Genomic DNA, 26437 nt, shown 5'->3' with positions numbered 1-26437 from the left:
GTTAGTATAATAGGCTATTTTTCTGGATAAAAGTTCTTAAAAAACAGACACTAATTATTTTTATTGACCTCCTGCTGTTTAACGGTTATTTACAAATTATCGTATCATTTCCAAGCAAAGTCTTATTTATATTAAAATCCTTAGTGATAAACTGAAGGGATAGGAGTAATCTGTACGGATATGTTGCAAGCCGTTTTTGCTGGGAATATCCCGCCATTTGAACAGCCGGGCAGGCAGGGAGCTAGGATTCCTAAAATTTTTGGAGAAAGCAGGAGGATTTTTTGGGACAGAGTGACATATTTAAATTGATCCACGCAGTCGAGTTATTCACGAATAAAGCAATCATCAAGTGGTCTAAATCGTTCCAGTACAGCATTGGCATCTCGCCTATTCTTGTCTTATCGGAGCTGTTGCATAACGGCTCCCAGAAACAGACTGATTTGGCCAATAAACTGGGCTACACACCCGGTTCTATTACGAACATCGCCAACAAACTTGTGAAAAATGGAATGGCCGTGAGGGAATATAGTGAAAGTGATCGGCGCACTGTATATCTTACTATCACAGATAAAGGATTGGACGTCGTGAATGAAGCCCATCTGAAGGGGACAGAGCTGCGCCAAGAGTTATTTGAAGCTTTGACGGAAGAGGAAGTCCAGCAGTTTTTGGAGATTCATGAAAAATTGCTTGCACATTTTGATGACCAATCCACTTAAAGGAGCAACCTGAAGTTTTTCTTCAGGTTTTTTCTTTGCCATTTCCGTAAAAAACCCTCACTTAGAAGCAACTTTCTCTATTTGATAATCAAACCAGCATGGACAATACAATAGATTAATAACATGAATGAAGGGTAAATGCTGTGAAACAGTATGTATTCTTAATTTAGTCAAAGTGGATTCAGGTTTGTATTTGCAGGGATGAAAGCGATTACGGCAAGAATTAATTATGTGAAATAATTCACAAATAAACATATTTGCACTATTTAAAAAATGTTAAGCATATTATTTTAATGTTAAAAGGTTTGGTGTTAAACTAAATGCATAGAGAGGGGATGTAATAATGGGAAAATTACAAGATAAAGTGGCAATTATTACTGGGGGAGCCGGCGGTATCGGTAGCGGTATGGCTAAAGCCTTCGTTAAAGAAGGGGCAAAAGTAGTGATTGTCGATTTAAACCAGGAAACAGGGGATCAAACAGTTAAGGAATTACAAAAGTATTCACCTGAATCAATGTTTATCCAAGCAAACTTAATGGAACATGACAAATTAAAAGATGTTGTTAAAAAAGTAGTCGACACTTACGGCAAACTTGATATTCTAGTAAACAATGCGCATGCTTCAAAACAAAAACCATTTGAAGAATTGACTCAGGAAGATTTGGATCTGTCATTCGGAACAGGTTTCTATCCAACTTTCTACTTCATGCAAGCAGCGCTTCCATATTTGAAAGAAACAAAAGGAAAAATCATCAACTTCGCTTCAGGTGCAGGCATCAACGGCGATGCTACACAAGCAGCATATGCAGCAGCCAAAGAAGCAATCCGTGCTATTACTCGTGTAGGAGCTCGTGAATTTGGCCCATTCGGCATCAATGTGAACTGTATTTCTCCAATCGCTAAATCACCAGGTATGATTGCTTGGTCAGAAAGAATGCCTGAATACTATGAACGCATGATTTCTAACATTCCAATGAGAAGACTTGGGGAATTGGAAGAAGATATTGGCCGTGCAGCTGTATGGTTGGCAAGCGAAGATTCAAATTATACAACTGGACAAACCATCATGGTTGATGGTGGAGCTACAATGCTTCGCTAATATTTTGGAAAACCCGGTGGGCGCAAAACACGCATCCCCGGGTTCTTTTTTTCTGATTGTAAGCGCAAGGATGGGAAAGTAGGAGGATATTGTGGGACATAGCAATATATTCGAACTTATACACACAATCAATCTGTTCAATAATGAAGCGATTATCAGGTGGTCGAAGGCTTTTAATAAAAGCATCGGCATTTCATCCATTCTCGTACTGGCAGAATTGCATAATAATGGTTCGCAGAAGCAGTCTGTCCTTGCTGCTAGACTAGGGTATACCCCTGGTTCCATCACCAATATAGCCAATAAATTAATTAAAAATGGACTGGCTGTCAGGGAGTATAGCAAGGAAGACCGCAGAAATGTGTTTCTGACCATAACGGATAAGGGCGTTCACATTCTGAATGAAGCACATCAAAAGGGCACGGAATTGCGCCAACAGTTGTTCGAAGCCTTAACGGAAGAGGAAGTCCAACAATTTTTGGCCATCCATAAAAAATTGCTTGATCATTTCGGAGAATAGAAGAGTATTCTGAAAGGGGACTAACCATATGGGTCGTGTACAAGGAAAAGTTGCATTAGTGACTGGAGCTGCCTCTGGCATTGGATTGTCTGCAGCGACATTAATGGCGCAAGAAGGGGCAAAAGTCGTCATTGCGGATTTCAATATTGAAGGCGCCAAGGAGGCAGCCGAACATATTAAAAATAATGGCGGAGAAGCAACTGCTGTTTTCCTCGATGCTTCAAAAGAGGAATCCATTAAAGAGGCGGTTGATTTTACTGTTGAAACGTATGGAAAGATTGATGTTCTATACAATAATGTCGGTATGACGAATTTGAAAAAAGATTTGGATGCCGTCAATATGGACTTGGATGAATGGGACCGCCTTATGAATGTAAATGCGAAAAGTGTTCTCCTTGGAGCCCGTTTCGCTATTCCTTATATGAAGAAGGCGGGCGGCGGATCTATTATAAATACCGTTTCCATGGCGGCTTTTGCCGGCGATTCAGTCCGCACAGCCTATGGCGCTTCCAAAGCGGCAGTCGCCAACTTGACAAAGTATATCGCTGCCCAATACGGGAAAGACCATATCCGCTGCAATGGTGTAGCTCCCGGTCTAATTTTGACTCCTGCCGCCAAAAACAATATGCCTGCAGAAATGCTCGCCATTTTTGAAAAGTATAATAAAGTTCCTTATCACGGCGAAGCAAATGATATTGGATATACCGTTTTGTTCCTTGCATCCGATGAATCTAAATTCATCACTGGCCAAACCATCCAGGTTGAAGGCGGACATTATATGGCCAATCCGAGCATCGCTGACGTAAATGAATATGTAGCCAAGGCGATGGCCTCACAGGAAAAATAAAAGAATGCATAGATAAAGCCGCATAGTTTTGAACAGGGCACTTAAAAAGTCTGAAGTTTAGTGAAAAAGGAGTCCGCAATCTACAACATCTAGATTGCGGACTCCTTTTATATTGTTATATATAGTGGATAATTCTTGTGTTTTTCCCATCCTTAACGACTTTTTCAACGGTCTGAGTTTTAAACCGCGGCTTGTACCGTAGGATAGCCAATTAAACGGTTGCCATCTGGCGGCATGCATCTGCACACGCCCGGCATGCTTTTGCGCATTTTTGGCAATGCTCGCTATCATGTTTTCCGCATTCTTCTCCGCATGCTTGGCAGATATCAGCGCAAAGGCCGCAGATTTGTTCAGCGAATGGGGATCTGGATTGCATGGCTTTCAGAGCCAAGGTGCACATATCCGCACATTCCCGGTCCATGCGGATGCAATCTCTCATCATATCAATGTCTTTTTCGTTCAAACAAGCATCATAACAAACGTTGCAAGCCTCCATGCATTCTTTGCATGCCTTTATACATTCTTCATAATTCATTTTCATTTCTCCTCCTTTTATATTTAGGTGCGTTTCTGTTTTATTACCCATTTATTAGGAGGTGAAACAACATCTATGCCGGTGGGGAATGCCTATAAACCTATGCTCTTCTTTTTTGCCGAGTAGCAGGTCTGGAATAAGCTTTTTGCACAAGGACTGGGTATAATGAGTCTATAAATATATTAGGCTGGCTTTTTAGTCAAAAGGGTGGGGCTGAGGATGGATTTAAATCAAGAAATACGCGATTACTTTTTTAACTTGAAGGACCAATTAACAGATGAATGGTACACTTCACTGGATGATAAGGATCCTGATTCGGTATATGCGGCGGTAGATCCCGAAATTGTTAAGAACTTGAAAGGGCAAAATAATGAGTTTCATGAATCGATTTGCAATATCTTTATTGAAGATGAAGAAACGTTTTTTAAGGGATTCAACTCTTGGATTTTATCTGTGGCCAAGGACAGCCAGCATGTGGCTACACCTATCCATTATATTCTGCGTGAATTCATGAGGGTCCGCGAGCAATACGCGGATTATATTGATCGGTTTGTATTCGAGCATGAAGAGCAGGTCAGCAGGGAGCAGCATAGCAAATGGAATCGGATGGTTAGGCGTGCGTTTGATACTACAATCACCAAGTTCGTTGAAGAGTATTACAGGAATTCCAAGCAATTGATGAAAGCCCAGCAGGAAATGATCAATGAGTTGAGCTCGCCTATCATATCCTTGAAGCACCATACTGCCTTATTGCCTTTGGTGGGAGATATCGATACACAGCGTTCACGGGCGATTATGGAAAATACTTTGCAGCAATGCTCTAAAAAGGGAGTCCATCATTTATTTATCGATCTATCAGGGGTTGTCATGATTGACACAATGGTCGCTAATGAATTGTTCCATCTCATTGAAGCGTTGAAATTAATTGGCGTGGAATCCACATTGTCCGGAATCCGTCCTGAGATAGCGGTGACGGCCATGCAGCTTGGCCTGACCTTTGACACGGTTAGTGTGACATCTACACTGTCACAAGCGATTATTAAAAATGAATCGGAATCCTGAATTAAAAGAGCTGCCCAAGCATATGGGCAGCTCTTTTGGATTACAGATGGATCTGCTCGGGCTTGCGTCCCGTAAAGACAGTCAATTCCGTAAATCCGCATTCCTTCGCGATTTCGTATCCATCCAGCACTTTGCCGCCGACATCCTTTGAACTGTGGGAATCGGACCCAATGGTCAGGATTTTGCCTCCCAGTTCCTTGTACAGCTGTACGATTTCTTTGCTGGGCATTGCTGCATTCAGAGAGGTACGGAGACCGGATGTGTTTATTTCTATTCCAATCCCTCTTTCAATCGCCTTCCGTAAAATTTTCTCAATGATCCCTTTATATTGTTCAAATGAATACACAGTCCCTTTGTCACGATATGTATATCTCTTGATGAGGTCGATATGGGCAAGTACGTCGATATCTGCTGTACTGACAAGTTTATATACTTCTTCAAAGTACAGATCATTGGCTTTATCACCGTATTCATTGATGATGGCGCTTAATTTTTTCTGTTGGATATTATGGATAGAACCCATGATAAAGTCGAAAGACAGTGATTGGAGAGCTTGGTCATATTCCTGCTTCATAAGGTGGGGTTCACATAGTTCGATACCTGTTTTGATGGTGAGTTGTTCCCCAAAGAGTTCACGGCAGTTCTGTAAATCTTGAAAATATGATTCAAAATTCATATGCCCATAAGTGGGAGTAAGAGGATTAACGGAGAAGTGTTCCGTAAAACATAATTCTTGAATCCCTTTTTCTATAGCTGCAGCGCAAATATCCTTCATTTCTGCTTTGCTGTCAAAGGAATGATTTGAGTGATGATGATAGTCCATGTAATACAAATGAAACGCCTCCGTATAATTACCTGATTTAATCTATTACATTATAAACTAAAATAATCGCAAAATAGTTATTAATATGTTACTAATTTATGTAATGGTACATACAGATTTAGTTAAATTGCATAAAATGGTACAATAATGGCTACTATTTGAAGTGTGTACTTCTAATAGGACATACTTAATGTAAGAATTATATATTATCGAAATAATTACTTTTTTGAAAAAATGTTTGATTGTCGACTGGATTTGCAGTACAATTAAGTACAAAATAGAATGATTCTGTGAGAAAGAGAGTAACTGTACCGGATGACAGAAGCGATTCAGGGATGGTGGAAGCCTGAAGGTAGTTCGGCAGTGAAACGCACTTTTGAGAAAGATTCCTGAAAGCAGTAGGGAACCTCGGGGAAAAGACCTCGTTAACAAACAGAGCTGGTCCGGAACGATTCGGACAATTAGAGTGGTACCGCGGGAATACATAACTCTCGTCTCTTATCTTAATAGAGACGGGGGTTTTTTTATTTTGAATATATCGATAGTAAGAAAGTACCTAAATATAAAAAAATATGTTGGAGGTAAAGTCAATGAAATATGTTAATGAATTTGCGCAGCAGCTGCATACTGTCCTGCATGAAGAGTTGGAACTAGAAAAAATCACTTCACTTATTGAAAAGCCAAAATATAGTACACAGGGAGATCTTTCCTTCCCTTGCTTTTCCCTTGCAAAAATCCGCAAGGCAGCACCGCAAAAAATTGCACAAGACATCAGTGAAAAACTAGACTCTCCTTTATTTGAAAAAGTGGAAGTAGCAGGTGGATATTTAAATGTATTCCTAAATAAGGAGACTGTATCCAAGGAAGTGGTACAGGACGTATTGTCTAAGGGCAGCCAATATGGCAGCAACAACGATGGCCATGAAGGAGTCGTTACAATCGATATGTCATCGCCGAATATCGCTAAACCATTCTCAATGGGACATCTGCGTTCAACGGTGATCGGGAATGCTCTTGCATTGATCAGTGATAAGAATGGCTATAAGCCAGTTAAAATCAACCATCTTGGAGATTGGGGAACACAGTTCGGAAAATTGATCACTGCTTATAAGCTGTGGGGATCTGAAGAAAAAGTAAAGGCAAATCCAATTAAAGAATTGTTGGAACTGTATGTGCGTTTCCATGAAGAGGCCGAAGCGAAACCTGAATTAGAAGATGAAGGGCGCCGTTGGTTCAAAGCATTAGAAGATGGAGACGAAGAAGCCACTGAGCTGTGGACTTGGTTCCGTGAAGAATCTTTGAAGGAATTTGAAGAAATCTACGAATTGCTTAATGTGTCTTTTGACTCTTATGCAGGGGAAGCATTCTACAATGATAAAATGGGCGCAGTGATTGATATAATGGATAAACAAGGGTTGTTGACTCTATCTGATTCCGCTTATGTCGTGAAACTGGATGAAGAGGAATTGCCTCCTTGCTTAATCCGTAAATCCGATGGCGCGACTCTCTATGCAACTCGTGACCTGGCTGCCGCTAAATACCGTAAAGAACATTATAACTTCGTGAAATCATTATACGTAGTCGGCAACGAGCAATCCTTGCACTTTAAACAGCTAAAAGCTGTTTTAAGCAAGATGGGCTATAAATGGGCTGATGATATTTCACATATCCCGTTCGGCATGATGCTGAAGGATGGCAAGAAAATGTCCACCCGTAAAGGGAAAATCATCCTTCTTGAAAAAGTATTGGAAGAAACGATCGATATGGCATTGTCCATCATCAATGAGCGCAATCCGGAATTGCCTAACAAAGAAGAAGTAGCTAAACAAGTAGGTGTCGGCGCTGTTATCTTCCACGATTTGAAAAATTATCGTATGAATGATATTGAATTCTCTATGGAAGATATGCTTCGTTTTGAAGGAGAAACAGGTCCTTATGTTCAATATACGCACGCACGTGCCTGCTCACTATTGCGTAAAGGCAATTATGAATTCGATAAAAATGTGTCTGTATCGCTTGAAGGCGACAGTGCATGGGAAGTAGTGAAAATGCTGCAGGAATTCCCTGAAATCGTAAGACGCGCCATGGATAAATACGATCCTTCCTTAATTGGAAAGTATGCAATCGACTTGGCTCAAAGCTTCAATAAATATTACGGAGAAGTACGCATCCTTGAGGATAACGATACGAAAGCATCCCGCCTTGCATTGGTGAACGCTGTGACGGTTGTTCTTGCTGAAAGCTTGCGTCTTGTCGGCCTTGAAGCCCCTAAAGAAATGTAATTAAAAATTAGAAAAGTCCCCCTTGCGCAATGTAGGGGGGCTTTTTAGCGTTTTCCCTGATTTGTAAAATAGGAACCATTTGGATTGTTCATATATATGTTGGATAAAACGTGTAAATTTTCTTAAAACGGTTGCGGGAGGCATAAAAATTGAATACGATAGAAGTATATATATGCATGAATTAACAGATATGCATATAAATAAGAGGATCGCTAGAGGGTGTGCAACTCTTGCGGAAACATGTTCATACTAAGTATAAGGATCCAAATGCATATAACGAGATGGCGGAAGTGAAGAGGAAAAGGGAATTGTACTGATTTCCACATGAAATGAAAGTAAGGTGAATGATGATGAGTGAAGCAACAGGCCGTGAAAAGGAAAATCAAGTTTTTCGGGTCCAGGGATTTTCTTGTGCAGGATGTGCAAAGCGTTTTGAGCAAAATGTACAGCAGCTAAATGGAGTGGAAGAAGCTAAAGTGAATTTTGGGGCATCAAAGTTGACTGTTGTCGGGCATGTAGACATGAAGGAACTCGAAAAAGCGGGAGCCTTTGAAAAGCTTCAAATTATGCCGGAAAAATCAAAGGTGGAAATGCGCAAGAAAACACTTTGGGAGGAGCATCGTGTAACGATTATCGCTTTTTGCTTCCTGGTGATCGGCTATGCTCTCCAGTATACAGCCGGAGAAGGAAATGCCTTTACGATTGCTGCTTTCATCGCCTGTATTGTTATAGGCGGATTTTCACTATTCAAAATCGGGTTCAAAAATTTAATCCACCTGCAATTTGATATGAAAACATTGATGACGATTGCGATTATCGGTGCAGCCATCATAGGGGAATGGAGCGAGGGGGCAGTTGTTATCATTCTCTTTGCTATAAGCGAGGCTCTGGAGGGCTACTCGATGGATAAAGCCCGCAGAAGCATTACATCGTTGATGGATATTTCGCCAAAAACAGCCGTCGTCCGCCGAAATGGGGCTGAGGAAACCATCTCGGTCGATGATATCCTCTTGAATGACATCATGATTGTTAAACCGGGACAAAAAATAGCTATGGATGGCCAGATTGTCAAAGGCCACTCCAGTGTCAATCAAGCAGCCATTACAGGGGAATCACTGCCGGTCGATAAGCAGTTGGATGATGAAGTATTCGCCGGAACGTTAAATGGCGAGGGTTTATTGGAAGTGAGAGTGACAAAGCTGGTCGACGATACAACGATTGCAAAGATGATTCACCTTGTAGAAGAAGCGCAAGCTGAAAGGGCGCCATCACAGGCATTTGTCGATGTGTTTGCCAAATATTACACACCGGCCATTATTCTTGTGGCGGTTCTTGTAGCTGTTCTTCCTCCTTTGGTCGGAGGGGCCAGCTGGAGTGAATGGGTGTACCAGGGGCTTGCAGTGCTTGTCGTCGGATGCCCGTGCGCATTGGTTATTTCAACACCGGTAGCCATTGTCACTGCGATAGGGAATGCAGCGAAGCAAGGCATTTTGATTAAGGGAGGCATACACCTTGAAAATGCCGGAAAAGTAAAAGCAATCGCTTTCGATAAAACGGGTACGCTGACAAAGGGTATTCCTGCCATCACCGATTACAAGCTTTTCCGGGAGACTGAGAAAGACTTGTTCGCAAAGATGACGGCGCTGGAAAATTATTCGCAGCATCCATTGGCGTCCGCTTTTATAAAGAAAGCCAATCAGGAGGGAATGGACTATTCATCCTATAGAATCGAGGATTTCTCTTCGATTGTCGGAAAAGGCATCCAAGGGGAAATTAATGGAGAGATGTATTATATCGGCAATCCAGCGCTATTCAGTGAAAAAGGGCTTCTGGAGTCCCAGTCCGAGTTGCCGAAGCTTATTGAGCAGCTGCAAAGCCAAGGGAAAACAGCGATGCTCGCAGGCAGTGCTACCGAGATCCTTGCTATTGTCGCAGTAGCCGATGAAGTTCGCTCCAGCTCACGGAAAGTCATTGAAAAACTTAAATCACTTGGTGTTTCGAAGAGTATTATGCTGACAGGCGATTCCGATGCTGCAGCACGGGAAATCGGAAAAAAGGTTGGCGTATCTGAAGTGGCGGCAGGCTTGCTTCCAGAAGAGAAGCTGGAAAAAATCAAAATGCTGCGCGAGCAATACGGCAATGTGGCAATGGTCGGAGACGGTGTGAACGATGCACCGGCACTTGCTGCCTCAACGACAGGTATTGCGATGGGCGGTGTTGGGTCTGATACGGCATTAGAAACGGCGGATGTAGCTCTTATGGGCGACGATCTCGAAAAATTGCCATATACGATTTCCTTAAGCCGAAAAGCGATGAGCATCATTAAACAAAATATTTCCTTTGCAATCGGCATTAAAATTGTCGCACTGCTTCTTGTTGTACCGGGCTGGCTCACATTGTGGATCGCTATATTTGCCGATCTCGGCGCCACATTGATGGTGACATTGAATGCCTTGCGTTTGCTCAGAGTGAAAAAAGGATAATGGCAAAAGGGGGAGCTTATGCTCTTCCTTTTTGTACATAAGAAAGGATAAACAGTATGGTACATTGGCCAACATGGCAATGGGATAAATGCATTCTTTTTACATAAAGATACAGGTGAAGTATACTTTCTAGTGAAACTAATGAGCGGGAGACTAGTCTAATGAGGATATTAGTGGTAGAAGACCATATATCTCTGCTGCATTCCATCAGAGATATATTACAAAAGAATTTTACTGTAGATATAGCATCAAATGGAGAAGAAGGGTATTTTTTGGCCCAGCAGAATATTTATGATGCCATCATTTTGGATGTCATGCTACCTGGGATGGATGGTTTTGAAATTCTTCGCAAACTTCGTGAGGAGCATATTGAAACACCGACAATGTTCCTGACGGCAAGAGATTCCTTAGAGGATCGAGTGAAGGGGCTGGATCTTGGCGGTGATGATTATTTAATGAAGCCGTTTCAGGCGCCTGAATTAGAAGCGCGCCTTCGCGCATTGCTTCGCCGGAGCGGTTCTTTTACGAACGAACAGACCATCCGCTACAAGGGAATTGAATTGCTGGGGAAAGAAAATGATATCCTTGTCGATGGCCAGCCGATTAAATTGACATTGAAGCAATATGAGCTGTTAGAGTTTTTTATCGGAAATGTAGGCTCCATCCTAACAAGGGAACAGATTTATGACCGGATATGGGGCTACGATTCCGATACGACAGTCGGAGTCGTCGAGGTATTCACGCACCATTTACGCAAGAAGCTCGAGCCGTTCGGCTATGATAAAGATATTAAGACAGTCCGGGGCATCGGCTATATGCTCAAAAAGGAATAGGAGAAAAAGGAATGTTTCAGAAAACCAGAATCAGGCTGACCATTCAGAACTCTATGATTTTGATCCTGATCATCGGGGCTATTGCGGCGACAGTCTATTCCTATATGCAGGTATTGCTTTACAGTGATCTAGACAAGGATTTGGAAGAGTTGATCGGCCAGTATGAAACGACGGTTAAGAAAGGCTATATCCCACTGGAAGCCACTCTTACGAAGCCCACCTTTATCCAAGATCCGCGTGTATCTGTCCTGCTATGGGATAAAGACGGCAAAATGATCAAAATTGATGATGAGAATACATTATTCACGAAAAACCAAAAAGAATTCAAACCGGACAAGCAGCATAAAATTGAGGAAAAAACGGCGAAAGGTTATTATTTCAGAACTATTTCTTCGAACTTTTCGACTAAATACGGCGACTTTACGGTCCAGCTTGTGCGCAACGTCAATTCTGAACAGGAAATGATCCAGCGTGTAGGTCTTGTCCTGACGGTTGGGACATTGATTGGAGGAATCATGGCAATCGTGGCGGGATTTTATTTGGCGGGGGTGGCTCTTGTTCCGATCAAGGAAGCGTGGAATAAGCAGCAGCAATTTGTTTCGGATGCATCCCATGAATTGCGGACGCCTTTAGCCGTGATCCAGTCCAGGGCCGATTTACTCCTGCGTACACCAGCCGCCACTGTGGAGGATAAAGCGCTTGAGATATCGATTATTTCAAAAGAAATCAGACGGCTTACGAAATTGGTGAACCATTTGCTACTGCTGGCAAGGGCCGATACCGAGCGGGTGAATATAAATAAGGCAGAATTTGATACGATTCATCTTTTGAACGAAGTGCTGGAAAATTACAGCGAGCTGGCTGAAATGCAAGGTAAAACGGTAAAGTTGAATACAAGAGAGCAATCACTTATGATGAAGGGCGATGAAGAAAGAATCCATCAGCTGATTGTTATTCTGCTGGATAATGCTTTGAAATTCACGGATGAAGGCGGAGAGATTACCGTTCTCTGCAAGAAATCAAATAACAGCATCGATCTCTCAGTAGCGGATAATGGAAGCGGCATTGCCAAAGAGGATATTCCATATATTTTTGACCGGTTCTACCAGGGAGAAAAAAGCCGTACAATGAATGAAGGTACCGGATTAGGCCTGTCAATCGGCAAATGGATTGTCGACCAGCATAACGGAAAAATCAAAGTGAACAGTGAAGAAGGAAAAGGGACTATTTTTAAAGTGTCTTTCCCTAAATGATGGATAATCGAGTGAGAATAGAAGCTAAAAATTCCCTTTTTATGTTATAATCGAGGTAGCTTGATCATTATTACTAATGGGATGAGCAAGGAGATGAGGAAATGGGCTGGTATTTTTCAGCTTTGCTATTGCCGGCGCTATTAGTCTACATTCTTTCCAAAGTCACATATAATCCTTATGTTGGCTTGGCACTGACTGTTGCCTTAATTTCAGCATCCGCTTACGCGGGCTATACGCATACATGGCCCATTATCATAATAGATGCCTGCTCCATAACATTTGGGTTATGGCTGTCTAAAAGATATATGAAACAACCGAAACGCAGAAGCACCTGAAGGGGTGCTTCTCTTCTTTTTGTTTCGTGTCAATAAAGCCGGCTGTACAAATGCGAATGAACGTTCGTTTATTGATGGTTATATTCTGTGTGTTTGTGGTAGAATGTCTATATAATACACAGTTCGTGCACAATAGATGAAGAGATTGTTACAGTAGGAGGCCGGAATCCAATATGAAAGAATTTGAATTAGTATCGAAGTATTCCCCTCAGGGAGATCAACCTCAAGCCATTAAAACGTTAGTTGAAGGCATTCAGAACGGCAAAAAGCACCAGACGTTGCTTGGGGCGACAGGAACAGGGAAAACGTTCACTGTGTCCAATGTCATTAAGGAAATCAATAAGCCTACTTTGGTGATTGCCCACAATAAAACGTTGGCAGGCCAGCTTTATAGTGAGTTCAAGGAATTTTTCCCTAATAATGCTGTCGAATATTTCGTCAGTTATTATGATTATTACCAACCGGAAGCCTATGTTCCGCAAACAGACACTTTCATTGAGAAGGATGCCAGCATCAATGATGAAATAGATAAATTACGCCACTCTGCCACATCGTCTCTTTTTGAAAGAAACGATGTTATTATTATTGCCAGTGTTTCTTGTATTTACGGTTTAGGTTCCCCGGAAGAATACAAGGAAATGGTCTTATCGCTCCGTACAGGCATGGAGATAGAGCGCAACGCTTTGCTCCGCAAGCTTGTGGACATCCAATATGAGCGGAATGACATAGATTTCAAACGCGGGACATTCAGGGTACGCGGAGATGTAGTGGAGATTTTTCCTGCTTCACGCGATGAGCATTGTATCCGGGTTGAATTTTTCGGCGACGAAATTGACCGGATTCGAGAAGTGGATGCGCTGACCGGCGAAATCATTGGTGAACGTGACCATATCGCCATTTTTCCGGCATCCCACTTCGTAACCCGCGAAGAAAAAATGAAGAAAGCCATCGAAAATATTGAAAAGGAATTGGAAGAACAGTTGGCTGTCTTCCGTGAGAATGGCAAATTGCTTGAAGCGCAGCGCTTGGAGCAAAGAACCCGCTACGATTTGGAAATGATGAGAGAGATGGGGTTCTGTTCAGGAATTGAAAACTACTCCCGCCATTTGACGCTTCGTCCGGCTGGTTCCACACCGTATACATTGCTCGATTACTTTCCGGAAGATTTTCTTCTGGTAGTGGATGAATCGCATGTTACTTTGCCGCAAATACGCGGCATGTACAATGGTGACCAGGCAAGAAAACAGGTGCTGGTCGATCATGGTTTCCGATTGCCGTCCGCAATGGATAACCGTCCACTTCGCTTTGAAGAGTTCAAAGCGAAGGTCGGGCAATCCATCTTTGTATCGGCGACACCGGGCCCTTATGAGCTTGAGCATACACCGCAGATGGTCGAGCAGATTATCCGTCCGACCGGATTGTTGGACCCTACAATTGAAGTCCGTCCGATTAAAGGGCAAATTGATGATTTGATTGGAGAAATACAGGATCAGGTCAAACGCAACGAGAGGGTACTGATTACCACATTAACGAAAAAGATGTCCGAAGATTTGACTGATTATCTGAAGGAAATCGGCATTAAGGTACAGTACCTGCATTCCGAGGTGAAGACTCTGGAACGGATAGAGATTATCAGAGAGCTGCGGATGGGCAAATATGATGTCCTTGTGGGGATTAACCTTCTCCGGGAGGGATTGGATATCCCGGAAGTTTCATTGATTGCTATACTGGATGCCGATAAGGAAGGCTTCCTGCGGTCAGAGCGGTCGCTCATCCAAACAATTGGACGCGCGGCCCGTAATGCAAACGGACGGGTCATCATGTATGCCGATAAAATAACAAATTCGATGGAATTGGCTATTACAGAAACGAAAAGACGCCGAGCCATCCAGGAAGAATATAATGAAAAACACCATATTACACCGACTACGATCCAGAAGGAAATCAGGGATACTATACGCGCTACCCATGCTGCAGAGGAGCAGGAAGGCTACAATGTAGATCTGAAGCTGGATAAGCTGGATAAGAAACAAAGGGAAAAGGTAATTGCAGACATGGAGCTGGAAATGAAGGAAGCTGCCAAGGCGCTGAACTTCGAGCGTGCTGCTGAATTGCGCGATCTCATACTAGAGTTGAAATTGGAAGGGTGACGAACGAATGGCGATGGAACGTATAGAAATCAAAGGAGCTAGGGTCAATAATCTTCAAAATATAGATGTCACTATCCCGAGAGATAAACTGGTTGTCTTAACCGGTTTATCCGGATCGGGTAAATCCTCCCTGGCGTTTGATACCATTTATGCAGAAGGGCAACGGCGTTATGTCGAATCACTTTCTGCTTATGCAAGACAATTCCTTGGGCAAATGGATAAGCCTGATGTAGATACGATAGAAGGATTATCACCGGCAATCTCCATTGATCAGAAGACAACGAGCCGGAATCCTCGCTCGACAGTTGGGACAGTAACGGAGATTTATGATTATCTGCGCTTATTATATGCCCGCGTGGGCCGTCCAACCTGCCCGACGCACGGCATTGAAATCTCATCGCAAACCATTGAACAAATGGTGGACCGGATTATGGAATATCCGGAGAAAACGAAAATGCAAGTATTGGCGCCCGTTGTATCTGGACGGAAAGGAACACATGCAAAAATCTTCGAGGATATTAAGAAACAAGGCTATGTCCGAGTGAGGGTGGACGGAGATATGTATGATGTCTCCGATGAATTTGAACTGGAAAAGAATAAAAAACATGATATTGAAGTCATCATCGATCGGATTGTATTGAAAGAAGGCATTGAAGCCCGTCTGTCCGATTCACTGGAAAGCGCATTGAAGCTTGGTGGCGGAAAAGTCATTATCGATGTAATCGGCCAGGAGGAACTTTTATTCAGCGAGCATCATGCTTGTCCTATCTGCGGTTTCTCGATAGACGAACTTGAACCGAGACTTTTCTCTTTCAATAGCCCATTCGGCGCTTGCCCCAGCTGTGATGGTTTGGGCTCGAAAATGGAAGTGGATGTAGACCTTGTCATTCCCGATAAAAATGTCAGCTTGAGAGACGGTGCTATAGCTCCTTGGGTGCCAACAAGTTCGCAGTATTATCCTACGCTGCTGGAGACAGTGGCGAATCACTACGGCATTGATATGGATATACCAGTGAAGGATTTACCGAAGAACGACCTGGATAAGATTCTGTATGGGTCAGGCAAGGATAAAATCTATTTCCGCTATGAAAATGATTTTGGGCAAGTACGGGAAAATTATATCCAATTCGAAGGCGTCATCCACAATGTGGAACGACGGTTCAAAGAAACATCTTCTGATTATGTCCGTGAGCAAATGGAAAAGTATATGGCTGAGCATGCTTGTCCGACATGTAAGGGATACCGACTGAAAAAAGAAGCGCTAGCTGTCTTGATTAACGGACAGCACATCGGGAAAGTAACGGCATTAAGCATTGAGGATTCCTATCAATGGTTCAGCCACCTTGAGCTGACCGAAAAAGAACAAAAAATCGCAAAGCTGATCCTTCGTGAAATCCAGGAACGATTAGGTTTCTTGGCGAATGTAGGGCTGGAATACCTGACCCTTCACCGTGCAGCCGGCACGCTGTCCGGCGGGGAAGCACAGCGGATCCGTCTCGCCACCCAAATAGGATCCCGATTGACAGGCGTCCTGTATATCTTGGATGAACCTTCCATCGGCTTGCATCAACGTGATAATGACCGCTTGATTGAGACCCTGCAAAATATGCGGGATATCGGCAACACGTTGATTGTTGTCGAGCATGATGAAGATACGATGCTTGCGGCAGACCATCTGATTGATGTCGGTCCAGGTGCGGGTGTCCATGGCGGCAAAATCATTTCTGAAGGTACACCGGAAGAGGTCATGAAGGATCCAAATTCTTTAACGGGCCAATATTTGTCCGGTAAAAAGTTCATCCCGCTTCCTGATGAAAGAAGAAAGCCTGATGGACGGTATATTGAAGTTAAGGGTGCGAAGGAAAATAATCTTAAAAACGTCAATGTCAAATTTCCGTTGGGAACTTTTACGGCTGTTACTGGAGTATCCGGATCAGGGAAAAGTACGCTTGTGAATGAAATCCTCCATAAATCCCTTGCGCAAAAGCTGAACCGAGCGAAAACCAAACCGGGTGAACATAAAGAAATAAAAGGGATTGAACATTTGGATAAGGTCATTGATATTGACCAATCGCCGATTGGCAGAACACCTCGGTCAAATCCGGCCACATACACCAGTGTGTTTGATGATATTCGTGATGTATTCGCCTCAACGAATGAGGCAAAGGTCCGCGGCTATAAAAAGGGACGGTTCTCATTTAACGTGAAAGGCGGCCGCTGTGAAGCATGCCGTGGGGACGGTATTATCAAGATAGAGATGCACTTCTTGCCGGATGTCTATGTTCCGTGTGAAGTATGCCATGGCAAACGGTATAACAGGGAAACGCTTGAAGTCAAATATAAAGGCAAGAGCATAGCGGATATCCTCGATATGACCGTTGAAGATGCAGTTGTATTTTTTGAAAATATCCCTAAAATCAGCCGTAAGCTTCAAACAATCCAAGATGTCGGCCTTGGTTATATAAAGCTTGGCCAGCCGGCTACAACCTTGTCCGGCGGGGAAGCGCAACGGGTCAAGCTTGCGGCTGAACTGCACCGCCGCTCAACAGGGCGTTCATTTTATATTTTGGACGAGCCGACGACAGGTCTGCATGTAGATGATATTTCACGCTTGCTGGTTGTATTGCAGCGGCTAGTAGAAAATGGAGATACAGTATTGGTCATTGAGCATAACCTTGATGTCATTAAAGCTGCAGACTATATTGTTGACCTTGGGCCGGAAGGCGGAGACAAGGGTGGTACAATCATAGCCACAGGTACGCCTGAAGAGATTATTCAGGTCGAAGAATCATATACCGGCAAGTACTTGCAGCCTGTATTGGAAAGAGACCGTAAGCGAATGAAAGAAGCTGTGCTTGAAAAAGCGCAAGTTTGATATAGGCAAGCAAAAAGGCCGCTTCACCATGATTGGGAAGCGGCCTTTTTACTTGCTGATTTGTAATCTTACTTATTAATCAGCGATTTCATCATTTCCATAAAAGCTGTTCGATGTTCTTGGCCGGATGAAATAATCCGGTTTAATATTTCTCCTTCTGTAATGGTTAAATCTCGGTCCAGTGCCTCAGTTAGCATATCGCGCAGTTCGATTCTTGTTTCAGTTAATCCATCCATATCAGTCATGCTCCTTTATGCTTGCCTATTTTCATATCCGGTTTTTTGAAAAATGGTTGTTCATTTTAGTATTGGATGATGATAAAAAGCGTTGCAATATGTCGTATTAATCTCTAATTTTACTTTACCCACTTTGCATACTATTAAGTCTTCTTTGCAGTAAAAATAGATAGAAGGCCTGCTTCCTTTCAGCTGTTCTCCTTTATTTAGTTTCGAATGGTTTGGAAATAAGGTCAGGATTGTCAAAAATCTGTTGGAATTATTGTCGGAAAGAGGTTAGTGTTACTATTTCTTAGGAAATAATGTAGATAAGTATAGAAAAATGTCATACCGCAGTATTCTTTCGTTCATGAAACCTTTATCGACAACAGACGTATTTACATATAGAGCCTATAGAGGAGGATACATGAAGTGAATACAAATAAAGTGTTAGCATCCATCAGTTATTTTAGTGTATTGGTGGCTCCGTTTATTTTGCCGCTTATTATCTGGTTGGCCAGTGATGATTCATTTGTTAAAAAACACGCAAAATCAAGCTTATGGTCACATATTATTCCATTGGTATTCATACCCTTTTTAATATTTGGTGTGTTTATGGATTCTTCCAGTCCATCTGAGATTCCTTGGTTCATATTAGGTGTGGCGCTTATAGGAGTGCTTGTCAGCTTTGTTATTTTGATTTGGAATTTAGTAAGAGGTGTAAAACTGCTAATTCAATAAAGGATTTGAATGGAGGTATTTAGTATGAATGAAGAAAAGAAACGAATTTTAAAATTGGTGGAAGAGGGGAAAATCACTTCCTCAGAAGCATTAACCTTATTAGAATTATTGGAGCAGGAGCAAAAGCAGACTGAACATAAAGAAAAAGAAATCATGAATGATGTTTCTACATTTGTGATTTTGGATGAAGAAGAGAAAGAAGACCAGAAGGCACAGAAAAAGGTATCGTCCGCTAAAGATATGATTCTTGATTTTGTTGATAATGTCTTTAACAAAGTAAAAGATTTAGATTTGAATTTTTCGAAAAGCATTGAGATTTCTCATATTTTCCACCAAACCAATACGGTTTTCAATGAGATCAATATCGAAGTGGCAAACGGCAATATGGAATTCATAATATGGGATCAACCTGATGTGAAAGTCGAAGTAGAAGCAAAAGTATACCGTACAGAGGATATGACAGAGGCAAGAAAGATTTTGCTTGAAGAGATATCATTCGATATTAAAGATGGAAAGCTGTATTACATTGTCGGCCAAAAATGGATGAGAGTGCACACCAAGATGTTCCTGCCAAAAGAAACATATGAGAAATTGAAAGTCCGTTTGTTTAATGGATCTATAACCGGAGAACAATTGGATGTCAAACAAATCAAAGCTAAAACGGCTAACGGAAAAATCGCCTTCACCCACTTAGAAGGAGAAGAGGTTGATTTGGATACTGCAAATGGCAATATTGACATACAGGATTTTTCTGTTGATACGATTAGCTGTGAAACCTTGAATGGCGTTATTAAATCGTCAGGGATGTTTGGAAAAGCGGAATATGAGACCTTCAACGGAGGAATCTTTATCGATCATTTCGATGAAAAAGCATCCTATATACGTGCTAAATCGACTACAGGATCCATTAAGATTATCGTGCCGGATGTTGTTCGTGCGACCGGAGAAGTGCGCGCCAACCTAGGGGGGCTGAACGTGAAAATGGATGGCATGAATATAGTTGAAGAAAAGACAGAAGTCATTCAAAAGATCCTTAAATTCAAAAATAATGAGCAGGCAACCTTGGATATATTTGCGGACTCCAAGACAGGAAGCATAACATTGCAGCATGGCTGATACAGTGTACATTTATAAAGAAAGACGCCCTTCGTTTACTGAGGAGGCGTCTTTTCGCATGTTCAGTTTTTTTCAAAGGCGATATATGGATGATGGCCTTGTTTCTCGAGAAGCTGGGCAAGTGCATCCGCATGTTTTTTTTCGGTAAATGCCCCGACCTGGACCTTATAGATGCCCTTGGCATTATGTGTATCCATGTTCCTGCTATTCTTCTTTTTCAGGGAAAAAGTTTGGGCAATCCCATTTGCGATGGCATCTCCGCATGTTTTTTGAAATAGGGTAGAACGGAGCAATTTACACTCTTGTTGATTCGTCATAAAACCGCACTCGACCAAAATAGCGGGCATTTTGGTTTCCCGCAATACATGGAAGTCTGCTTTTTTAATCCCGCGATTAATGAGGCCGGTTGTGGCGATTAACTGCTGATGGATTTTATCCGCGAGCATTCGTGCTTGTTGGTTCGGCTTTGTATAAACATAGGTTTCAATGCCGGAAGCTGTATGCCAATCATGCCCGTTGCCCGCTGCGTTGGAATGGATGGAAATGAAGCAATCCGCTGCCAATGCGTTTGCTTGTTCAGTCCTTGTCTGTAAGGGGACATCCATTGCATCACTGTGGGTATAAATGACTTGCACATTATCATACAGTGAGAGTGCTTCTTTTGAATAAGAAGCGATTGCGCGATTGATTTCATACTCCTTTAAGCCATCGGGGCTTCTTTTTCCGGGCGTGCTCAAACCATGCCCGGCATCTAATATGACCTTCATAGATCTCCTCCTACCAACTTGTCCATAATACGAGTAAAATACCTGCCATAAAGAAGGCTGTCGATTGAGCGTGCACAAACTTGGAATTGGACAGGCAGAACTCTGCAAATCAATGATTCTTCCTATTATATGAAACAAGGCATTAAAAGGAGCGTCTAAAATTGGAGTATTTTAGTGATATACGGTATGATTTTCTACATATCGGCAATGAAACCAAAAGGGGCCATTTGTCGATTGAAGGAAAAGCGAAAAGGGGAGTTTTGGGGTTATGATGGATGCGAACATACATATGTTCAGGATGGTCAATGATTTAGGGAAGGATTATACGTTTTTGAATCCTATCTTTGTATTTATAGCGCAGTATACAGTTTATCTGCTGGGCTTGGCGGTAGTTATTTATTTTTTCAGCAAGCCTGCCAAAAATAAAATAATGGTTGTTTCCATTGCGTTTTCATTAGTGCTTGCAGAAATACTGGCCAAAATAGTAGGGCTTTTCCACACCAATAACCAGCCGTTTGCTGAATTGGCTCATGTAAACAAGTTGATTGAAAAGACAGTTGATAATTCTTTTCCGAGTGATCATACTATTTTATTCTTTACGGTTTGTTTTTCTTTTTTCTTCTTTGGGAAAAAAGGGCGTTGGTTATGGGTTATTGCAGCTTTTTGCGTGGGAATCTCCCGTATTTGGGTAGGTGTACACTATCCGTTTGATGTAATCGTAGGAGCTTTGCTGGGCATTCTGTCATCTTATATCGGCTATCGGGTTATTCCAAGGCTAAAAATAGTCCGGAAAATCTGGCCATCGCCTTATAAAGCAACTGCTACGGACAAAAGTAGAACAAGAAATATATAAAAAGATATAAATAAGAAAAAATCCCGCAGATGTGCGGGATTTTTTCAACGTTTAAGCAGATTATAAAATCGATAACGGTCGGCACGGAAGGAAGATTTGACATATTCAAAAGGTGTGCCGTTTGCAAGATATGTCACCTGTATAATCCGCAAGACGGGACTTCCTTCTTTAATCTGTAAATATTTCGCTTCGTGTTTGCTGGCGGCAATGGCTTCCAGTTCTTGTCTAGCTTCATCGATCTTTAAGAGCAGTTCTTCCTCGATGTATTGATAAATGGAGTCCTTCGCTTGCTCTTTATCCAGCCCTTTTGTAAGGCTTGTAGGCATATAGGCAGTCTCAAGGGCCATAGGAACATCATCTGCAAGACGGATCCGTTCTATTTTAAGGACGGTGGAGGAAGCAGGGATACCCAGCTTTGAGGCAACTGTTTTTCCAGCAGGTACATTATCATAAGATAATATTTTTGAGCTTGGAGTCAGACCTCTTTCAAGCATATGCTCTGAGAAGCTGGTTAAACCCTGTAATCCTTGGCCTACTTTTTGTTTGCTTACAAATGTGCCTGTTCCTTTTTTTCTGTATAGGAAACCTTCATTCACAAGATTCGTCAGTGCTTGTCTGACAGTCATCCGGCTAATCTGGTATTGCTCCGCAAATTCCCTTTCAGAAGGGATGGCCTGATCAGGGCGGAGCAGGCCAGAGTCGATTTGTGTTTTGATCAATTCCTCTAATTGGTGATAAATAGGTACAGGTGATTTTTTATCAATCATTATGTTTCTATAGCTCCTTGGACGTGACAGCTTAAATCAATTGCAAAGCATCTTGGTCTGCAATGATCGTCACTTTTTTATGCAATCTTAGAGCAGAAGCAGGGAAGTCTTCTGAAATTTCACCATACACTAGTTTTTTCATTGCTTCTGCTTTACCGGCACCTGAAGCAAGCAGGATGATTTCTTTGCTGTTCATGATACTATCAATGCCCATTGTAATAGCGTGTGTAGGCACATCATCAATTGAATCGAAGTATCTTGAGTTTGCTTCACGAGTGCTTTCAGCCAATTCGATTACATGTGTTTTACTTTGGAAAGACGTTCCTGGTTCGTTGAAGCCGATATGTCCGTTATGTCCGATTCCAAGAATTTGAAGGTCAACACCGCCAAGTTCCTTGATGTGCTCTTCATAACGAGCCGCTTCTTCCTCCATATTAGATACCATTCCGTTTGGAACGTTTGTGTTATCAAGGTTGATATCGATATGGTTGAATAATTTTTCTCTCATGAATGTAAAATAACTGTTTTTGTCATTTCTGTCCAGTCCCATGTATTCATCCAGGTTGACAGTGTTTACATCTTTATATGAAGTTCCATTTTCTTTATGGTCCTCGATCAATTCTTTGTAAAGGCCTTCCGGAGTGCTTCCTGTTGCCAATCCTAGAACTGCGTTCGGTTTTTGTTGGACTTTGCCGATAATGCGTTTAGCAGCAATTTTGCTCATGTCTTCATAATTTTCTGCACGAATGATTTCAAATAACATAGTATTCACCTTATGTGTTGTATTTTTGTTTGTGTTCATTAGTTATTCCCCTTTTTTGTATGCAATTTGTCCACGACAAATGGTTAAGTCAATATCGTTCTCTTTATTTAATACGACTAAGTCGGCGTCTTTACCGGCAGCGATGCTTCCTTTTCTGTCGAACATGCGGATTTGCTTAGCTGGGTTAACTGCAGCAAGCTTGATGACATCTTGAAGGTCAAGGGATGTAAACTTCAACATGTTTTTTACAGAATCGATCATTTTCAGGATACTTCCTGCTAGAGTTCCGTCATGGAGAGTAGCTCTTCCGTCTTCAACGATAACTGGCTGGCCCCCAAGCTCGTAGTTCCCGTTCTTTAAGCATTTAGCACGCATGGCATCTGTAATTAAGAGAGCGCCGTCCGTTCCCTTTAGGCGGATGGCCAAATCAATCATCTCAGGGCGGATATGGATGCCGTCAGATATTAATTCCACTTTCAGTTCGTCAAATAAAAGAGCTGCGCCGGCTGTGCCTGGTTCGCGGTGGTGCATGCCCTGCATTCCGTTATAAAGGTGAGTGACTTGTGTAGCCCCTGCTTCTACCGCTTCCTTTACCTCTTCATAGTTGGCGCTTGTATGGCCGATTGAAGCGGTCACTTCATGCTCGGCAAGGTATTTAACGAATTCCATTCCGTGAGGCATTTCCGGTGCGACCGTTACAAGTTTAATGCTATTCCCAGCTTCTTTTTGCCATTCTTTGAATACTTCAATGCTTGGCTCGAGAATGTGCTCCTCAGGTTGTGCCCCTTTTTTGCTCGGATTGATGAAAGGGCCTTCAAGGTGTACACCGACCACTTCTGCTTCTGCTCTCTCATTTGTTTGTTGGTGTTGTTGGTAAGAAGCCGCGTTGCGAAGAGCGTTGACAATGTTGCCTTTCTCCTGTGTCATCGTAGTTGCAAGGAAACTGGTAGTTCCTTCTTGGGGTAAATAATGGGCCATTGTCTGTAAAGCTTCAGGTGTGCCGTCCATTGTATCTGCCCCTCCAGCACCATGGATGTGAACGTCGATAAAACCAGGTACCACTTTTGTTCCGGCTTCCAGTTCAATGATCTGCACATTGCTCAGCTTGCTTTCATCCAATTGTTCCAATGAACCGGTCTCAACTATTTTGCCATCGGCTACTAACACATAACCGTTTTTAATAATGTCATTTTCTAAATAAACGTCTGCTTGTTTTAAAAGGATACTCATAATGAACCTCCTTGGATTTTCGATCTGTTTATTATGTCCTATCTCTATAATATCAATTTAGATATCTAGTTGTCTATACCAGTGACTCGGAATCCAAAAAGAAATTTATCCCATTCAAAATTCATTGATTTTTATCATAGTGCCCTATTTCTGCTTATTTTTTTGTTTATACTATAAGATGTATGTTTAGAGTATTTCTGTTCTATTCAAAAGAGTGCTAAACTATATGAAATATCCTATATATTGAAGGAGGACTATTTTTGGCTAAGGTTCGAACAAAAGATATTTTGGAAAAATTCAACTTAGAGTTAATTAGTGGTGAAGAAGGAATTAATAAGCCAATCTCAACGAGCGATTTATCAAGGCCGGGAATTGAGTTAGCGGGCTTCTATGAATATTATCCTGCTGAAAGAATGCAATTGTTAGGAAAGACGGAATTGACTTTTTTTGAAAAGCTAAGCCCGGCGGAAAAGAAAAACAGGATGGATATGCTCTGCACTGACATAACCCCTGTCATTATCATAACGCGAGACCAGGAAGTTCCCCCAGAGTTGATTGAAGCATCTAACAGGGAATCAGTCCCGGTGTTAAGATCGCCCATGAAAACAACCAGGTTATACAGCCGTTTGACTAATTATTTGGAAAGCAAGCTGGCGCCGACAACGGCTGTTCATGGCGTGCTTGTTGATATTTATGGTGTAGGTGTTTTGATTACAGGAAAAAGCGGTGTGGGTAAAAGTGAAACTGCGCTTGAATTAGTAAAACGCGGCCACCGGCTTGTTGCGGATGACTGTGTGGAAATTCGCCAGGAAGACCAAGACACATTGGTTGGAGGAGCGCCGGGATTAATTGAACATCTACTGGAAATCCGCGGTCTCGGCATTATCAATGTCATGACTTTATTCGGGGCTGGCGCCGTTTTAAGCCATAAGAAAATATCATTGATCATCTCACTGGAGCTGTGGGAAAAGAACAAGCAGTATGACCGCCTTGGCTTGGATGATGAAAAGCAAAAAATCATTGATACAGAAGTGCCCCGCCTAACGATTCCAGTTCGTCCAGGACGAAACCTGGCAGTCATCATCGAAGTGGCGTCCATGAATTTCCGTTTGAAGCGAATGGGCCTGAACGCTGCTAAACAGTTTTCAAATAAACTTTCTGAAGTTATTGAAGAAGGAGACCAATAAGAACAACTTGGGATAAAGAGGGGACAGGAAGAGAGGTAAATGTATGGAAAAACAAATACAACCAATTAATCCAATTGCATTGGATTTGGGGCCAATAACGGTCCATTGGTATGGCGTTATTATCGGTCTGGGCCTATTGCTTGGATTATGGCTCGCCCTGCGTGAATCCGACCGGAGAGGGCTGACGAAGGAAACATTTCTGGATATGATTCTATTCGCGGTGCCGATCTCCATTATTTGCGCACGTATTTACTATGTCACTTTTGAATGGGATTATTACTCTGCGCATCCGGGGGACATCATCAAGATTTGGAACGGCGGAATCGCCATTCATGGCGCGCTAATCGGCGCTGTTTTGACTGCATTCGTATTTTGCAGAATCAAAAAAATCTCTTTCTGGAAGATGGCGGATATTGCAGCACCAAGTGTTTTGCTCGGCCAGGCGATTGGGCGTTGGGGCAACTTCATCAATCAGGAAGCCTTCGGTGGGGAAGTATCGCGGCAATTCCTTGAAAATTTGATGATACCTGATTGGATCATTAATCAAATGTATATAGACGGAGTCTATTATCACCCAACCTTCTTATACGAATCACTTTGGAATTTTGTGGGAGTCATTATCTTGCTGCTGCTTCGCAAGGTGAATTTGCGCAGAGGTGAAATTTTCTTAACGTATCTGATATGGTATAGCATCGGCCGCTACTTTATTGAAGGCATGCGCACAGACAGCTTGATGCTGACAAGTAATCTGCGGATGGCCCAGGTCATTTCGATTGTGTTGATTGTCGTTTCGATCGCTACACTTATTTTCAGAAGAGTAAAAGGATACAGCGATAAGCGGTATTTGGATCAGTAACGACTGATATATAAGGGAAGAGAACATTAATAGCGGAAACTACATAGGGAAAAACGTTGCCGAAGACGCTTATCGTGCCGGAGGTAAACAGGCACTTTCCGCTTTTCAGTGATCCAGCTATGGCAGGCAGCC

At 42.3% G+C, this 26437-nt stretch carries 24 protein-coding genes and 1 other annotated feature; of the genes, 17 read left to right on the top strand and 7 right to left on the bottom strand.

The genetic code is table 11. From position 1 onward, the window contains the following. The first annotated feature begins 281 nt into the window (after positions 1 to 281). The 4 genes from ABC357_RS18165 (at position 282) to ABC357_RS18150 (ending at position 3179) form a co-directional block, all read left to right on the top strand. A complete protein-coding gene (locus ABC357_RS18165) occupies positions 282 to 716 on the top strand; it encodes a MarR family winged helix-turn-helix transcriptional regulator (protein ID WP_412889012.1) in 435 nt (144 codons plus the stop codon). A 343-nt stretch (positions 717 to 1059) separates the two neighbouring features. Next, complete coding sequence (locus tag ABC357_RS18160; RefSeq protein ID WP_412889011.1) at positions 1060 to 1815, top strand: SDR family NAD(P)-dependent oxidoreductase; 756 nt, start codon at positions 1060 to 1062, stop codon at positions 1813 to 1815. Positions 1816 to 1906: 91 nt separating this feature from the next. Next, the gene (locus ABC357_RS18155; RefSeq protein ID WP_412889010.1) at positions 1907 to 2332 is read left to right on the top strand and encodes a MarR family winged helix-turn-helix transcriptional regulator; all 426 of its coding nucleotides are present in this window, start codon (positions 1907 to 1909) and stop codon (positions 2330 to 2332) included. A gap of 28 nt (positions 2333 to 2360) precedes the next feature. Continuing rightward, positions 2361 to 3179, top strand: a complete 819-nt coding sequence (locus tag ABC357_RS18150; protein WP_412889009.1) for an SDR family NAD(P)-dependent oxidoreductase — start codon at positions 2361 to 2363, stop codon at positions 3177 to 3179. A 211-nt stretch (positions 3180 to 3390) separates the two neighbouring features. Here the strand turns inward: ABC357_RS18150 and ABC357_RS18145 are convergent, their stop codons facing one another. Beyond that, positions 3391 to 3720, bottom strand: coding sequence for a four-helix bundle copper-binding protein (locus tag ABC357_RS18145; protein WP_412889008.1), 330 nt, complete (start codon positions 3718 to 3720; stop codon positions 3391 to 3393). Between the two features lie 213 nt (positions 3721 to 3933). On the opposite strand from ABC357_RS18145, the gene ABC357_RS18140 reads away from it, so the two are divergent. Continuing rightward, positions 3934 to 4776 (top strand): STAS domain-containing protein, encoded by an 843-nt coding sequence (locus ABC357_RS18140; protein ID WP_412889007.1) that lies wholly within the window; start codon positions 3934 to 3936, stop codon positions 4774 to 4776. Positions 4777 to 4816: 40 nt separating this feature from the next. Here the strand turns inward: ABC357_RS18140 and ABC357_RS18135 are convergent, their stop codons facing one another. After that, entirely contained in the window at positions 4817 to 5599 is a 783-nt protein-coding gene (locus ABC357_RS18135; RefSeq protein ID WP_412890068.1) for a histidinol-phosphatase HisJ family protein, read from the bottom strand. Positions 5600 to 5880: 281 nt separating this feature from the next. Next, positions 5881 to 6101, top strand: a binding site (T-box leader). A gap of 88 nt (positions 6102 to 6189) precedes the next feature. On the opposite strand from ABC357_RS18135, the gene argS reads away from it, so the two are divergent. From argS to uvrA, 7 genes are all read left to right on the top strand, one after another. Continuing rightward, positions 6190 to 7881 (top strand): arginine--tRNA ligase, encoded by a 1692-nt coding sequence (argS, locus tag ABC357_RS18130; RefSeq protein ID WP_412889006.1) that lies wholly within the window; start codon positions 6190 to 6192, stop codon positions 7879 to 7881. A 350-nt stretch (positions 7882 to 8231) separates the two neighbouring features. Continuing rightward, positions 8232 to 10364 carry a heavy metal translocating P-type ATPase gene (locus ABC357_RS18125; RefSeq protein ID WP_412889005.1) on the top strand — a complete coding sequence of 711 codons (2133 nt, stop codon included), beginning with the start codon at positions 8232 to 8234 and terminating at the stop codon, positions 10362 to 10364. A gap of 161 nt (positions 10365 to 10525) precedes the next feature. After that, positions 10526 to 11197: a response regulator transcription factor gene (locus tag ABC357_RS18120; protein ID WP_412889004.1), complete on the top strand. Its 672-nt coding sequence runs from the start codon at positions 10526 to 10528 to the stop codon at positions 11195 to 11197. Positions 11198 to 11208: 11 nt separating this feature from the next. Next, positions 11209 to 12450, top strand: coding sequence for a sensor histidine kinase (locus ABC357_RS18115; protein ID WP_412889003.1), 1242 nt, complete (start codon positions 11209 to 11211; stop codon positions 12448 to 12450). Between the two features lie 101 nt (positions 12451 to 12551). Continuing rightward, on the top strand, positions 12552 to 12785 hold the full coding sequence (locus ABC357_RS18110; protein WP_412889002.1) for a CsbA family protein: 234 nt from the start codon (positions 12552 to 12554) through the stop codon (positions 12783 to 12785). A gap of 173 nt (positions 12786 to 12958) precedes the next feature. After that, positions 12959 to 14935 (top strand): excinuclease ABC subunit UvrB, encoded by a 1977-nt coding sequence (gene uvrB, locus ABC357_RS18105; protein ID WP_412889001.1) that lies wholly within the window; start codon positions 12959 to 12961, stop codon positions 14933 to 14935. Between the two features lie 7 nt (positions 14936 to 14942). Beyond that, on the top strand, positions 14943 to 17810 hold the full coding sequence (uvrA, locus tag ABC357_RS18100; protein WP_412889000.1) for an excinuclease ABC subunit UvrA: 2868 nt from the start codon (positions 14943 to 14945) through the stop codon (positions 17808 to 17810). A gap of 68 nt (positions 17811 to 17878) precedes the next feature. On the opposite strand, the gene ABC357_RS18095 is transcribed toward uvrA, so the two are convergent. Further along, on the bottom strand, positions 17879 to 18046 hold the full coding sequence (locus ABC357_RS18095) for a hypothetical protein (RefSeq protein ID WP_412888999.1): 168 nt from the start codon (positions 18044 to 18046) through the stop codon (positions 17879 to 17881). A 411-nt stretch (positions 18047 to 18457) separates the two neighbouring features. On the opposite strand from ABC357_RS18095, the gene ABC357_RS18090 reads away from it, so the two are divergent. Together ABC357_RS18090 and ABC357_RS18085 are read left to right on the top strand one after the other, a co-directional pair. After that, entirely contained in the window at positions 18458 to 18766 is a 309-nt protein-coding gene (locus ABC357_RS18090; protein ID WP_412888998.1) for a magnetosome magnetite crystal formation protein family, read from the top strand. A gap of 24 nt (positions 18767 to 18790) precedes the next feature. After that, entirely contained in the window at positions 18791 to 19882 is a 1092-nt protein-coding gene (locus tag ABC357_RS18085) for a DUF4097 family beta strand repeat-containing protein (protein ID WP_412888997.1), read from the top strand. A gap of 62 nt (positions 19883 to 19944) precedes the next feature. Here the strand turns inward: ABC357_RS18085 and ABC357_RS18080 are convergent, their stop codons facing one another. Continuing rightward, positions 19945 to 20649: an N-acetylmuramoyl-L-alanine amidase gene (locus ABC357_RS18080; protein ID WP_412888996.1), complete on the bottom strand. Its 705-nt coding sequence runs from the start codon at positions 20647 to 20649 to the stop codon at positions 19945 to 19947. Between the two features lie 271 nt (positions 20650 to 20920). Between ABC357_RS18080 and ABC357_RS18075 the strand changes: the two genes are divergently transcribed. After that, positions 20921 to 21502, top strand: coding sequence for an undecaprenyl-diphosphatase (locus ABC357_RS18075; RefSeq protein WP_412890067.1), 582 nt, complete (start codon positions 20921 to 20923; stop codon positions 21500 to 21502). A 44-nt stretch (positions 21503 to 21546) separates the two neighbouring features. Here ABC357_RS18075 and ABC357_RS18070 read toward each other — a convergent pair whose 3' ends face one another. From ABC357_RS18070 to nagA, 3 genes are read right to left on the bottom strand one after another with little or no spacing between them, the layout of a single operon-like run. Beyond that, positions 21547 to 22269 carry a GntR family transcriptional regulator gene (locus ABC357_RS18070; RefSeq protein WP_412888995.1) on the bottom strand — a complete coding sequence of 241 codons (723 nt, stop codon included), beginning with the start codon at positions 22267 to 22269 and terminating at the stop codon, positions 21547 to 21549. Between the two features lie 31 nt (positions 22270 to 22300). Then, a complete protein-coding gene (gene nagB, locus ABC357_RS18065; RefSeq protein ID WP_412888994.1) occupies positions 22301 to 23071 on the bottom strand; it encodes a glucosamine-6-phosphate deaminase in 771 nt (256 codons plus the stop codon). 3 nt (positions 23072 to 23074) lie between these two features. Next, entirely contained in the window at positions 23075 to 24262 is a 1188-nt protein-coding gene (nagA, locus tag ABC357_RS18060) for an N-acetylglucosamine-6-phosphate deacetylase (protein ID WP_412888993.1), read from the bottom strand. Between the two features lie 260 nt (positions 24263 to 24522). Here nagA and hprK point away from each other — a divergent pair, with 260 nt between their 5' ends. Together hprK and lgt are read left to right on the top strand one after the other, a co-directional pair. Further along, on the top strand, positions 24523 to 25449 hold the full coding sequence (gene hprK, locus ABC357_RS18055) for an HPr(Ser) kinase/phosphatase (protein ID WP_412888992.1): 927 nt from the start codon (positions 24523 to 24525) through the stop codon (positions 25447 to 25449). Between the two features lie 43 nt (positions 25450 to 25492). Next, positions 25493 to 26305 carry a prolipoprotein diacylglyceryl transferase gene (lgt, locus tag ABC357_RS18050; protein ID WP_412888991.1) on the top strand — a complete coding sequence of 271 codons (813 nt, stop codon included), beginning with the start codon at positions 25493 to 25495 and terminating at the stop codon, positions 26303 to 26305. The last annotated feature ends 132 nt before the right edge of the window (positions 26306 to 26437 follow it).

The organism is Bacillus kalamii, assembly GCF_047238185.1.
Classification (GTDB): Bacteria; Bacillota; Bacilli; order Bacillales; family DSM-1321; genus Bacillus_AD.
Note: the sequence above shows the minus strand (reverse complement) of the source record. Positions and strands in the feature narration are given on the sequence as shown.

Coding starts and splice junctions, on each gene's coding strand:
- ABC357_RS18095 (WP_412888999.1), bottom strand. CDS start 18,046: ATGGATGGATTAACTGAAACAAGAATCGAACTGCGCGATATGCTAACT.
- uvrA (WP_412889000.1), top strand. CDS start 14,943: ATGGCGATGGAACGTATAGAAATCAAAGGAGCTAGGGTCAATAATCTT.
- ABC357_RS18120 (WP_412889004.1), top strand. CDS start 10,526: ATGAGGATATTAGTGGTAGAAGACCATATATCTCTGCTGCATTCCATC.
- ABC357_RS18085 (WP_412888997.1), top strand. CDS start 18,791: ATGAATGAAGAAAAGAAACGAATTTTAAAATTGGTGGAAGAGGGGAAA.
- ABC357_RS18145 (WP_412889008.1), bottom strand. CDS start 3,720: ATGAAAATGAATTATGAAGAATGTATAAAGGCATGCAAAGAATGCATG.
- nagB (WP_412888994.1), bottom strand. CDS start 23,071: ATGAACACAAACAAAAATACAACACATAAGGTGAATACTATGTTATTT.
- ABC357_RS18070 (WP_412888995.1), bottom strand. CDS start 22,269: ATGATTGATAAAAAATCACCTGTACCTATTTATCACCAATTAGAGGAA.
- ABC357_RS18125 (WP_412889005.1), top strand. CDS start 8,232: ATGAGTGAAGCAACAGGCCGTGAAAAGGAAAATCAAGTTTTTCGGGTC.
- ABC357_RS18160 (WP_412889011.1), top strand. CDS start 1,060: ATGGGAAAATTACAAGATAAAGTGGCAATTATTACTGGGGGAGCCGGC.
- ABC357_RS18115 (WP_412889003.1), top strand. CDS start 11,209: ATGTTTCAGAAAACCAGAATCAGGCTGACCATTCAGAACTCTATGATT.
- ABC357_RS18075 (WP_412890067.1), top strand. CDS start 20,921: ATGGATGCGAACATACATATGTTCAGGATGGTCAATGATTTAGGGAAG.
- nagA (WP_412888993.1), bottom strand. CDS start 24,262: ATGAGTATCCTTTTAAAACAAGCAGACGTTTATTTAGAAAATGACATT.
- ABC357_RS18150 (WP_412889009.1), top strand. CDS start 2,361: ATGGGTCGTGTACAAGGAAAAGTTGCATTAGTGACTGGAGCTGCCTCT.
- ABC357_RS18110 (WP_412889002.1), top strand. CDS start 12,552: ATGGGCTGGTATTTTTCAGCTTTGCTATTGCCGGCGCTATTAGTCTAC.
- lgt (WP_412888991.1), top strand. CDS start 25,493: ATGGAAAAACAAATACAACCAATTAATCCAATTGCATTGGATTTGGGG.
- ABC357_RS18080 (WP_412888996.1), bottom strand. CDS start 20,649: ATGAAGGTCATATTAGATGCCGGGCATGGTTTGAGCACGCCCGGAAAA.
- uvrB (WP_412889001.1), top strand. CDS start 12,959: ATGAAAGAATTTGAATTAGTATCGAAGTATTCCCCTCAGGGAGATCAA.
- ABC357_RS18135 (WP_412890068.1), bottom strand. CDS start 5,599: ATGGACTATCATCATCACTCAAATCATTCCTTTGACAGCAAAGCAGAA.
- argS (WP_412889006.1), top strand. CDS start 6,190: ATGAAATATGTTAATGAATTTGCGCAGCAGCTGCATACTGTCCTGCAT.
- ABC357_RS18140 (WP_412889007.1), top strand. CDS start 3,934: ATGGATTTAAATCAAGAAATACGCGATTACTTTTTTAACTTGAAGGAC.